This window comes from Streptomyces thermocarboxydovorans (assembly GCF_039524635.1).
Lineage (GTDB): Bacteria > Actinomycetota > Actinomycetes > Streptomycetales > Streptomycetaceae > Streptomyces > Streptomyces thermocarboxydovorans.
Genome location: NZ_BAAAGU010000106.1, coordinates 1 through 10,861, shown reverse-complemented (window position 1 = coordinate 10,861; position 10,861 = coordinate 1). Strand labels below are relative to the sequence as shown.

The following is a 10,861-nucleotide window of genomic DNA, read 5'->3' as shown; positions in this document are numbered from 1 at the left end:
ATGTCCGGTTCGGCGGGAGGCCGCGCGGAACAGGACTCGCCCCACGGCGAGCACCTCGCCGCGCGGCCGACCCAACCGCGTGGCTGATGCGCAGCCGCCGCCTGGTCCGCGACTACGAGCGCCGCACCACCAGCGCCGAAGCCATAATCTACTGGTCGATGACCCTGCTCATGACCCGCCGACTGGCCCGGCCATGCCCTTCGCGAGGGTGAATTGGCCCGGGCGCGGGCTCGGTCAGCCAGCCGCGCGCGACCAGGCGTTTTGCCTTCGGCCGCAGTGCTTCCACCCGTGCCGGCACCACGTCCATGCCGAACTCCGCGGCCATCTCCTGGCAGGTCACCGGCCCCTGCCCAAGGCGGGCCCGGTCCGCCAGGGCCTTGAGAATGCGCTGGTAGTCCACCGACAGTGCCGACCAGGCCAGCCCCTGGCGCCACACCGGCACCTGCGACTTCGCCTTCGCCGCCTCCGACACCTGCGGCGCCTTTCCGGCCTGATCCGCGACGGCCGGCGCGATCCGGTCGGCCACCGCGTGGTCCTGTCCGGTCTCGTCCGCAGGGGCCAGTACCTCGCCGACCCGCGAGCGGGCGATGGCCCACTCCTTCCATTCCCGTTCGGCCACGGCCGGCTCGGCCTGGATGCGGTCGGCCTCCTCCCGCAGCTCGTCCACACGACGGCGAGCACCCAGCTCACGCTGTTCCAACAGCCCAACCACCGACGGCATCCACGACCTCCCGGGCAGCGACAGCACGACAGGCCACTACTCCCACAGGGCCGCCGACCCTACGCCCGACCAGCTGAAACGCAGTCCTCAGGTCCGGAAAGACAACAGCTACCGAGGCCGGCCGGTCTGACCTTTCCTTAGCTGGTCAGATCCGGTGAACTGTCGCCCCGCCAAGTCCGGTCGCACGTGCAGCAAGGCCAAACACATGTGCTGTGGTCGGCCACCAGGAAAAGCGGCGGATCACATGTGTGTAACGCCCCATCAGCATCGCAGTGGCCGGGGACGGGAGTGCCTGGTCGGCGCAGCGCTTGCACGAGCCGGCGGCAGCGGACACTCCGTGCCCGTCCGGCGCGAGAGTGTGCCCGGCTGATCACTGTGGGGCATTGCGGCAGCTCCTTGTCAGTCGCACGGACAGGTGGGTGAACGGCGGTGCGTGTGACGTTGTGTACGTGGAGCCTCACGGCCTGGTGCGCCGCCGCGCTGGCGACGGATGCGCGCTGCGACACCCGCCTGGAACGAAACCCGATCTACGTTCACAGTCTGAACAGCCTGTTCATTTAGTGGGGTGCGCTGATAGTGGCCTGCACGCATTGCCATGTCAAGACGTTGACCGCCCGAAGCGCTCTCCGCCCTAGATTCCCTCTTCAGTAGGCGCGATCGAACCCACGCGAAGGCGGTCGGCGGAATCACGCGCGAATCCTTGACGCTCGATGGGGCCTATGCCACACTTCCAAAAATTCGATCATGTCGTTCACTATCTGAACGTCGTTGGTCTTCGTTGCGCGGCCCGGGTGGAACCTCACCCGTGAACGCCGACCTCCGCGCCTCTTCCAGCCCTCTCCTGGCGAAGAGCCGTGATGCCGAGTGCGATCACCCGTCGCTCCACCACGCAGGCGGTTTCGACTGCCGTGATGTTCATCCCGGAAGGACTCCAGCGGTGACTACTGTCAGTAACCCCGACGCTGTTCGAGGCAGTGAGCCTGCCCCGGTTCACAAAAGACGCTTCCTCGCGAAGCTGACCGGCGTGACGGCCGGCGGCATGTTCATCGACGGCTACGTCCTCGGCATCATCGGTGCCGCAATCGGTGCCGCCGCCGTCGAACTCCGCATGCCGCTGCTGTGGCAGGGCCTGATCGGGGCATCCGCCCTGATCGGAATCTTCGTGGGCGGTCCGCTCGGTGGCTGGCTCACCGACAAACTCGGCCGCAAGCCACTGTTCACCGCCGATCTGGCGATCTTCCTGGTCGGGTCGGTCCTGCAGTTCTTCGTCGACTCCGCCTGGCAGCTGTTCGCCGTGCGGCTGCTCATGGGCATCGCGGTCGGGGCCGAATACTCGGTGGGCTGGCCGCTGCTGTCCGAGTTCGCCCCGGCCCGTCTCCGCGGAAGGCTGATGTCCTTCTCGGAGGTCGCCTGGTACGCCGGCTTCGTGGTGGCTTTCATCGTCGGCTACGTCATGGGCACGGTGTTCGACCTGGACTGGCGCCTCATTCTCGGCTCCAGCACGGTGCCAGCGGTGATCTTGTTCCTGTCCCGGCTGGGCATGCCCGAGTCCCCGCGCTGGCTGATGAACCAGGGGCGGACCGAGGAAGCCCGGCACATCGCTGAGAAGTATCTGGAGGACCCCGCCGACGCGCTCGACATCACCCATGAGAGCGGCCGCAAGGGCACCTTCGGCATGCTGTTCTCCCGCGACTACCGGCGTGCCACGGCCTTCACCTCCTTGTTCTGGTTCTGTGCCGTCACGCCGTACTTCGCCATCGCCACCTTCTCCGCCAGTGTGCTGTCCCGGTACGGCCTCGGGGACGGGCTCGGCGGCGCCATCGGCGTGAACGGGGTCGCGGTCGCGGGTGTGGTCGTCTCGCTCCTGCTGATCGACAGGATCGGCCGCCGTAAGCTCACCGTTCCGGGACAGTGGGTGTGCGCCGCCGTCCTGGCGATCATCGGTCTGTGGAGCGGCGCACCGACCTTCGTGGTACTGGTCTGCTTCCTCGTCTTCGCCTTCGTCAACGCCAGCTACACCGCGCTGACCGGCGTCTACCCCGGTGAGATCTTCCCCACCGAGGTCCGCGGCATCGGCACCGGGTTCGCCACCGCGTCCAGCCGGATCGGCGCCGCCCTCGGCACCTTCGCCCTGCCGTGGTCGATGGAGAACCTCGGCGCCGGTCCCAGCATGCTCATCGCCTCGTGTGTCTGCGTCGCCGGCGCCGCGGTCTCCCAGGTGCTCGCCCCGGAAACCATGGGCCGCAGCCTGAGCGAGACCTCCGCCCCGCATCAGGCGTAGCCCGGTGCCGCTCTCGGCCGGCACGGTGCCCCTCCGGCTGTGACGCGCCCATCCTCGCGTCGCGGCCCGACGGGGCATCGCGCCCGCTGATCCAGACGACGTCCATGCGGCTGGATCATGTCCGCCAGCGGCGGCCGGACAGCCGGCCAGGCCGATGCCCGCCCGGGAAGCCTCCTCCCCCACACCTCCGGGCGGGGACTGAGGGATCACCATGAAAGATGCGTACGGCAGAGCGCCCGCACGGCCCGTGCAGAAGGCCGAGCGCGGCACCGTGGTGGCCGTCGTCCTCACCTGGCACGGGCGCATCGGCCTGTTCAAGCGGAGCCGGCTCGTCAGCCATGACGCGGGCCTGTGGCACTGCGTCACGGGTTTCGCCGAGGACGGGTGCACGCCGCGGGTCCAGGCTCTGCTTGAACTTTTCGAGGAGACCGGCCTGCTGGTCGCCGAACTCACCGCCTTCCGTACCGGACCCGTCCTGGAGCTCGGCGACGACCGCGGCGGTTTCTGGAAGGTGCACACCTTCCACGCCGAGACCGAGCGCCGAAGGCTGCAGCTCAACTGGGAACACGACTCCTACCGCTGGGTACGCCCCCGGTTCCTTGTCCGCTTCGACGGGCAGGTGCCCTGGCTCCGCCATGTCCTGAGCGCAGCACTTGCTCCGGAACCCATCCAGCTCGGTCACGCCCACCCAGGCGATGCGGCCTGAGCACCCCGGCAGGTGCGGGCGGGCGTGGCAACTACCGGTCCGGTCCCGGTGCCGCTGTGTCCGGGAGAGCCTGCTCAGCCCAGATGATCTTGCTGTGGGTGGTGCAGCGGGTGCCCCAGCGGGGGGGATGCTGAGCGACGCGGAAGAGGCCGCGGACTCCCTCGTCGGTGGCCCGGCATGACGTAGCCGCGGTGAGGTGCTGCTGGCGTCGAAGATCCCGCATATGAGGGCGTCGTACCGGACGAGGCGTAGCTGGATGGGGGTTTCCCGGTCCGGATCCTTCCCGGCCCACGTACTGCAGGAAGGATCACGGAGTGATTCCGCACAGGACACGTCCTCATCCAGGCGGCGGCCCGAGGGCGAGCCGGGCGGACGATGCGGCACGCCCGTGCCGGCCGTCGGCTACGGCAACCTCGGTTGAACCAGCAGCTGAACTGCGCGGCACAGAGCGGCGCGCGACGGCCGGACCGGGCACGGGCCCGGCTGCCCGACCGCTCGCTGCCGCTGTCCTCGTCCATGCCGTGGTTCCCGCTCAGGCCGCGGCCGCTGACGCCCAGCGCGGCAAAGCCTCCCCTGTGTTCATGCGGAGTTCCGGGGGCGTCGTGCCGCCGCACACCGGCGCGACGCCCCGGTCAGTCGAGCTGCGGGCTGCCGGTCCCGGGCTCGGCCGGTCCGGGGTGTCCGCTGCTCAGATGACCTCGAACTCCACCTTCCCGAGCCCGGTGAACTCCGCGGTGACAGTGGCCGCGCGCGCCAGCGGCACCGCCGTCAGGCAGCTGCCCGGCAGGATGACCTGACCGGGCTCGAAGGTGATGCCGTACCGGGAGAGCTCGTTGCACACCCAGGCCACGGCGGCGATCGGGTTGCCCAGGACGGCGGAGGCCGGGCCAGAGCCCACCGTCTCGCCGTCGTAGCGCAGTTCGCCGTGCATGCCGGAGAAGTCGATCTCTCGCAGGGTCCTGGGCGTGGCCCCGAGGACGACGCCGCCTACGGAGCCGTTGTCGGCGAGGGTGTCGGCTATCTGGATGCGCCAGTCAGTGAACCGGGAGTCGATGATCTCGACTGCCGGTACGACGTACTCGGTCGCGAGGATCACGTCGGCGACCGTGACGTTCGGGCCCTGCAGCCGGCGGCCCAGCAGGAAGGCCGGCTCGACCTCGGCGTACGGCTCGATGAATTGGTCCAGCCGGACGGGGAGGTTCTCCAGATGGAAGTCACCGGCCAGGAGGTGGCCGTAGTCGGGCTGGTCGACGCCGAACGCCTGCTGCATGACCTTGGCGATGTTGCCGAGCTTGTAGCCCACCAGCCGGTCTCCCTCGGCGATGCGGCGCTGGACGTTGTGCTTCTGCACGGCAACGGCGTCGGCGAGCGGAAGTTCCGGGAACGTGTCGGTGAGCGGAGCGATGGAGTGGACGCCGCACCGGGCCGCGTCGATGGCGTCGGCGATGTCTACGAGGTGCTGCTGCATGGAGTGCTTCCTTGCATGCCGAGGGACGGGTGAGGGCCCTGCCGCGAGCACCGCGTCCGACCGCAGCGGGCGCCGCGCAAGCGGTCAGGAACCCGGCGTACCGCCAAGGAGCCGGCTCGCCGGGAGCGCGCCGGACGCCGCATGCCCCTTGCATCGCTGATCGGTGACAGCGCACCGGCGGGGCGGGTGTGAGGCGATCGAGGTCTCCGAAAATCAAACACTGCGTTCGCTCTATGGATCCTGTCGCCGAACGAAAAGTCGCACGGGCGGCCTGTCATGTCAAGGGCCTGCACGGTGCGGGGATCCCTTGCCGGCCAAGACCCGCCGGAGGGCTGATGAAGGCCGGAAAAGTGGGCCATGACCTGGGCTTTCAGCATCTTCACCAGACCGGTTCACGCTCCAGGGCGGTTGGCTCCGCGCACAAGGAACGGCCACCCGCACCCTCTTGACACTGACCCGCACTCCTCAGAATATGAACGTATCGTTCGCATGTTGAACGCCTCTGAGATCCCGCAGTTCGCTGCAGGAGCCGCGGGAGCACTCCTCGCCTCTGCCCCGGGAGGACGGCATGAGCAACCAGCCCCTCAAGATCTTCGCGTTCGATGTCTTCGCGCCCGGCCATCTGACCTCGGGCAACTGGCGCGACGCCGCCGACCAGAGCTTCCGCTACACCGACCTGTCGTACTGGACCGACACCGCGAAGATGCTCGAGGAGGCGAAGTTCGACGGCATCTTCTTCGCCGACACCGTCGGCTACCACGACGTCTACGCCGGCTCTGCGGACGCCGCCATCCGCGACGCGGGCCAGTTCCCGATCAACGACCCGACGGTGCTGATCTCCGCGATGGCCTCGCACACCCGCCACCTCTGTTTCGGCGTCACCGAGTCGCTCACCTACACCGCGCCCTACACGCTGGCCCGCCGCTTCTCCACCCTGGATCACATCACCAGGGGCCGGGTCGGCTGGAACATCGTCACCTCGTACAACGAGTCCGCCGCGCGCAACCTCGGCCTGGGCACGCAGATCCCCCACGACAAGCGGTACGACCGGGCCGACGAGTACATGGAGGTCGTCTACAAGCTCTGGGAGGCGTCCTGGGAGGAGGGCGCAGTCGTACGGGACGCCGAGGCCGGCATGTACATCGACCCGCGGCGCGTGCACCCGATCCGGCACAAGGGCACCTACTTCGAGGTGCCCGGCCTGCACCTGTGCGAGCCCTCCCCGCAGCGCACTCCGGTGCTCTTCCAGGCCGGTGCGTCCTCCCGCGGCATCCAGTTCGCGGCGGATCACGCCGAGGCCGTCTTCCTCAACACGCTGACCCCCGAGATGACCCGGCGCAGTGTCGACAAGGTGCGGGCCGCCGTCGCGGAAGCCGGCCGTGACCCGCGCTCGGTGAAGGTTCTGGCGCTGCTGACCGTGATCGTCGCCCCGACCGACGCCGAGGCCCAGGCCAAGTACGAGCGGCACGTCCGCAACGTCTCGTACGAGGGGGCCCTGGCCCGCTTCGCCGGCTGGACCGGCATCGACCTCAGCAGCGTCGATCCGGACACCCCGCTGGAGTACGTGGAAGTGGAAGCCTCGCGGTCGATGGTCGAGATGTTCTCCACCGCCGACCCGGACCGGAAGTGGACCACCCGGCAGATCGCTGAGTTCATCGGCGTCGGCGGCAGCGGTGCAGTGATCGTCGGCTCCCCGCAGACCGTCGCCGCCGAGCTGCGCCGCTGGCAGCAGACCGCCGACATCGACGGTTTCAACCTCAGCTACGGCGTCAGGCCCGGCGGCTGGGAGGACTTCATCGAGCTCGCCCTGCCCGTCCTGCGCGACCAGGGCCTGGCCCGCGAGGCCTACGACGAGCAGGCCGCCACCCTGCGCGAGAGCTTCTACGGCGCCGGACAGCGTCACACCCTCGACGACCACCCGGCCTCCCGTATCCGCGCCGCCGCCGTTCACGCCGCCTGACCTCCCTCACCCCCTCGCCCCGCTCCTCGTACAACGACGCCGAAGGGACCGATGTCATGAGCTCCACCGCCCTCGCCCACGCCTTGCCTGCCGGACCCGCCATCGACCAGCGGCTGTTCCGGGACGTCATGGGACACCTGCCGACCGGCGTGGTCGCCGTCACCGGCATCGAGGCGGACACCGGCAGGCCCGCCGGCATGATCGTCGGCACCTTCCAGTCCCTCTCCCTCACCCCGGCCCTCGTCACGTTCTCCGCGGACCGCGCCTCCACCAGCTGGCCCAGGATCCGCACCTCCGGCCGGTTCAGCGTCAGCGTGCTGGCCGAGCACCAGACCGACGTGTGCCAAGCGCTCTCCCGCAAGGGGGACGACAAGTTCGCGGGCACCGACTGGGTGCCCTCGCCCGAGAACGGCGCCCCGCACTTCAGGGGGGCCGCCGCCTGGCTCGACTGCGAGACCGTCCGGGAGGTCGACGGCGGCGACCACGTCATCGTCATCGGCCGTGTCCTGTACATGGAGGCCGGCTCCAGTGAGCCCCTCGTCTTCCACCGGGGCAGGCTCGGCGGCTACCGCGCTCCTGCCGCCGTCTGACCCACGCGTCCCGCACCACCGCACACCTCCCCGGCCGGGCCCGGCCGGGAACCGCACCCGCAGGGGAACCCCGTGACCAACCCCCACCAGGCCGGCGCCGAACCCGAGACCCCGGCCCAGGAGCTCGAAACCCTCCTCGCCCGGGCCGCCGAGGCGGCCCCCCGCTGGGCAGCGCTCACCCCGCGCGCGCGGGCCGCCGCGCTCGCCGCCGTCGCCGACGTCCTCGACGCCAGCACCGGCCACCTGGTCCAGGTGGCGGCCGAGGAGACAGGCCTCGGCGAGGCCCGGCTGTCCGGCGAGATCAGGCGCACCACCGGCCAGCTGCGCATGTACGGCGAGTACGCCGCCACCGGAGCCCCGTTCGGCGTGACGATCGACCACGCCGACCCCACCGCCGTACCACCGCGTCCCGAACTGCGCCGCTACCAGGTGCCTCTGGGGCCCGTCGAGGTGTTCGCCGGCGGCAACTTCCCCTTCGCGTTCTCCGTCGCAGGCACCGACACCGCCTCCGCGCTCGCCGCCGGCTGCCCGGTCCTGGTCAAGGCTCACCCCGGCCATCCCCGTACGTCGGCCGACACCGCGGCGCTGGTGCACGAGGCCCTCGCCGGAGCGGGCGCCCCGCCGGGCACCTTTGCCCTCTTCACCGGCCGCGATGCGGGCGTCACCGTGCTGCGCGACCGCCGCGTCAAGGCAGCGGCCTTCACCGGCTCCGTCCGCGGCGGCCGCGCCCTGTTCGACATCGCCGCCTCCCGTCCGACACCGATCCCCTTCCACGGCGAGCTCGGCAGCGTCAACCCCGTGGTCGTCACCCCCGGCGCGCTCGCCGAGCGGCGCGCGGAGATCGCCTCCGGCTTCGCCGGCTCCCTCACCCTGGGCACCGGCCAGTTCTGCACCAAGCCCGGCATCCTGCTGCTGCCCCGCGACCCGGACGCCGTCGAGGCGATCGCCGACGAGGTCCGCTCCGCCGCCGCCGCGCCGATGCTGTCCCCTCAGATCGCCGAGGGCTTGCGACGGCGCCTGAGCGAGGTGGCCGGCGCCCGGCAGACCCGCACCCTCGTCGAGCCCGCCGTCACCACCGACGGCGACGGGCGCCCGCAGGCCCGTCCGGGCCTCTTCCTCGTCCCCACCGTCGCAGAGTTCCTCCAGGACGCGGAGAACCTGCTGGAAGAGTGCTTCGGCCCCACCGCCGTGATCGTCCAGTACGACACCGTCGACGAGCCGGCCCAGCTCCTCGACCGCCTCGAAGGCAGCCTCACGGTCACCTTCCACACCGCCCGCGACGGACAGAACGCCGCAGCCCTGGGCGCGCTGGCCGAAAAAGCCCGCGCCAAGGCCGGACGGGTGCTGTTCAACTCCTGGCCCACCGGCGTCGCCGTCACCCGGGCCCAGCACCACGGCGGCCCCTATCCGGCCTCGACCTCCGCGCACACCTCCGTCGGCCCCCATGCGATCGAGCGTTTCCTGCGCCCGGTCGCCTACCAGGACGCGCCGCCGGAGCTGCTCCCGCCGGCCCTGCGCGAGGACAACCCCCTCGGGCTCGTCCGCAGCGTCGACGGCACGACGGAACAGCCCTGACCACCGCCGGGAAAGGACCCTCATGCACAACCAGCACGACCAGCAGACGGACGTGGCCGTCATCGGCGCCGGGCTCGCAGGCCTGACCGCCGCCCGTGAACTCGCCCATCACGGCCTGAAGGTGACCGTCCTGGAAGCCCGCGACCGTATCGGAGGCCGCGTCTACACCGACCACCGCCTCGGCCGCGACCTGGAGCTCGGCGGCAACTGGCTGCACTGGACCCAGCCGCACGTGTGGGCCGAGGTCAACCGCTACGGCCTGGAGGTCACCCGCGGCCCGCGCTCCGAGGAGACCTACTGGCTGGCAGGAGACGAAGTCCGCCGGGGCAGCCTCGAGGACTTCATGGACCTCATCGATCCGGGCATGACCCGCCTGCTCGCGGACACGATGCGGTGGATCCCCCGCCCGGACGACCCGCTGCGCAACCCGGCCCTCGCCGAGGCCGACCGCTTCAGCCTCCAGGAGAAGCTGGACGAGCTGAAGCTGAGCGAGGACGAGAAGAACGCCAACGAAGCGGCATGGGTGGGGCACTTCAACTGCCCGCTCGACCAGGCGTCCTTCGTCGGCGCCCTGCGCTGGACGGCGGCCACGGCCGGCTCCTGGCACCTGATGCACGAGGCGTCCGCCGTCTTCCGGCTCACCGACGGCAACATCTCTCTGGCCGAGGCGATCGCCGCCGACGCCCGGGGGACGGGCCGTGTCGGCATCCGGCTGTCCACCCCGGTCCGCTCGGTCTCCCACGACGCCGACAGCGCCACCCTCACCTGCGCCGACGGCCGGACCCTCACCGCCCGCCGGGTGATCGTCACCCTCGGCCAGAACCTGCTCGACGCCCTGGAGGTCACCCCGCCGCTGCCGGAGGCGAAGCTGATCCCGGCCCGTGAGAAGACCGCCTCGCGCGGCACCAAGGCATGGATCAGGGTGCGCGGCCCGATCAAGCCGTTCTTCGCCTACTCCTCACAACACCATCCGCTCTCGGTGATCCGCACCGAGTTCACCGGCGAGCACGACGCCGTGCTGGTCGGCTTCGGCGCCGACGCCGAACGCATCGACGTCACCGACCCGGACCAGGTCGCCGCCGCCCTGCGGGTCTGGCGCGACGACCTGGAGGTGCTGGAGGTCACCGGCCACGGCTGGATGGACGACGACTACTCCCGCGAGACGTGGCTCATCCAGCGCCCCGGCCAGTTCACCCGGCACCACGCCGCCCTGCAGGCCCCCGACGGGGTGCTGCACTTCGCCAGCAGCGACATCGCGAACGTCTGGGCCGGCTTCTTCGACGGCGCCATCGAGAGCGCCACCCGCGCCGCCCGCCAGGTCCGCGCGAGCCTGCCGGCCCGCTGAGACCCCGCTCCGGGTCCCGTTCGGACGCTCCCACAGGGACCGGAGCGGTCCGGGACAACCCGCGGAGCCGGGAGGACAGCCGCCATGGGCCCCGTCACCGGTCCCGCCGAGCCCCTGCCTCGGCGGGACCGGCCCCTCCCCCCGTTATGGTTTCCGCGGTCCTGCAAGAGGGCCGCTGGCCTCCGGGCCCGGCATGACTGTGTCCCCCTGTCGAT

The 10,861-nt window shown here is 70.6% G+C and carries 7 protein-coding genes and 2 pseudogenes; 6 read left to right on the top strand and 3 right to left on the bottom strand.

Going from position 1 to position 10,861, the window contains the following annotated elements; all coding sequences use genetic code 11:
- Positions 1-168: 168 nt before the first annotated feature.
- Positions 169-721 (bottom strand): annotated as a pseudogene (locus ABD198_RS29670) (hypothetical protein).
- Positions 722-1,745: 1,024 nt separating this feature from the next.
- Here ABD198_RS29670 and ABD198_RS29665 point away from each other — a divergent pair.
- Both ABD198_RS29665 and ABD198_RS29660 read left to right on the top strand, forming a co-directional pair.
- Positions 1,746-3,002: an MFS transporter gene (locus ABD198_RS29665; RefSeq protein WP_344007674.1), complete on the top strand. Its 1,257-nt coding sequence runs from the start codon at positions 1,746-1,748 to the stop codon at positions 3,000-3,002.
- Between the two features lie 211 nt (positions 3,003-3,213).
- The gene (locus tag ABD198_RS29660) at positions 3,214-3,708 is read left to right on the top strand and encodes an NUDIX domain-containing protein (protein ID WP_344007672.1); all 495 of its coding nucleotides are present in this window, start codon (positions 3,214-3,216) and stop codon (positions 3,706-3,708) included.
- 31 nt (positions 3,709-3,739) lie between these two features.
- On the opposite strand, the pseudogene ABD198_RS29655 reads toward ABD198_RS29660, so the two are convergent.
- Together ABD198_RS29655 and ABD198_RS29650 are read right to left on the bottom strand one after the other, a co-directional pair.
- Positions 3,740-3,969 (bottom strand): annotated as a pseudogene (locus tag ABD198_RS29655) (hypothetical protein); the annotation flags it as partial.
- Positions 3,970-4,396: 427 nt separating this feature from the next.
- A complete protein-coding gene (locus tag ABD198_RS29650; RefSeq protein ID WP_344007670.1) occupies positions 4,397-5,176 on the bottom strand; it encodes a 2-keto-4-pentenoate hydratase in 780 nt (259 codons plus the stop codon).
- Positions 5,177-5,744: 568 nt separating this feature from the next.
- Here ABD198_RS29650 and ABD198_RS29645 point away from each other — a divergent pair.
- The 4 genes from ABD198_RS29645 to ABD198_RS29630 all read left to right on the top strand — a co-directional run bounded on the left by ABD198_RS29645 (position 5,745) and on the right by ABD198_RS29630 (position 10,646).
- Positions 5,745-7,136 carry an LLM class flavin-dependent oxidoreductase gene (locus tag ABD198_RS29645; RefSeq protein WP_344007668.1) on the top strand — a complete coding sequence of 464 codons (1,392 nt, stop codon included), beginning with the start codon at positions 5,745-5,747 and terminating at the stop codon, positions 7,134-7,136.
- Between the two features lie 56 nt (positions 7,137-7,192).
- The gene (locus ABD198_RS29640) at positions 7,193-7,726 is read left to right on the top strand and encodes a flavin reductase family protein (protein WP_344007666.1); all 534 of its coding nucleotides are present in this window, start codon (positions 7,193-7,195) and stop codon (positions 7,724-7,726) included.
- A gap of 72 nt (positions 7,727-7,798) precedes the next feature.
- Positions 7,799-9,301 (top strand): aldehyde dehydrogenase (NADP(+)), encoded by a 1,503-nt coding sequence (locus ABD198_RS29635; RefSeq protein WP_344007663.1) that lies wholly within the window; start codon positions 7,799-7,801, stop codon positions 9,299-9,301.
- A gap of 22 nt (positions 9,302-9,323) precedes the next feature.
- Entirely contained in the window at positions 9,324-10,646 is a 1,323-nt protein-coding gene (locus tag ABD198_RS29630; protein ID WP_344007660.1) for a flavin monoamine oxidase family protein, read from the top strand.
- Positions 10,647-10,861 lie beyond the last annotated feature (215 nt).

What these genes read in the sequence shown, in the direction of transcription:
- ABD198_RS29660 (WP_344007672.1), top strand. Translation starts at nt 3,214, where the DNA reads ATGAAAGATGCGTACGGCAGAGCGCCCGCACGGCCCGTGCAGAAGGCC.
- ABD198_RS29650 (WP_344007670.1), bottom strand. Translation starts at nt 5,176, where the DNA reads ATGCAGCAGCACCTCGTAGACATCGCCGACGCCATCGACGCGGCCCGG.
- ABD198_RS29645 (WP_344007668.1), top strand. Translation starts at nt 5,745, where the DNA reads ATGAGCAACCAGCCCCTCAAGATCTTCGCGTTCGATGTCTTCGCGCCC.
- ABD198_RS29640 (WP_344007666.1), top strand. Translation starts at nt 7,193, where the DNA reads ATGAGCTCCACCGCCCTCGCCCACGCCTTGCCTGCCGGACCCGCCATC.
- ABD198_RS29630 (WP_344007660.1), top strand. Translation starts at nt 9,324, where the DNA reads ATGCACAACCAGCACGACCAGCAGACGGACGTGGCCGTCATCGGCGCC.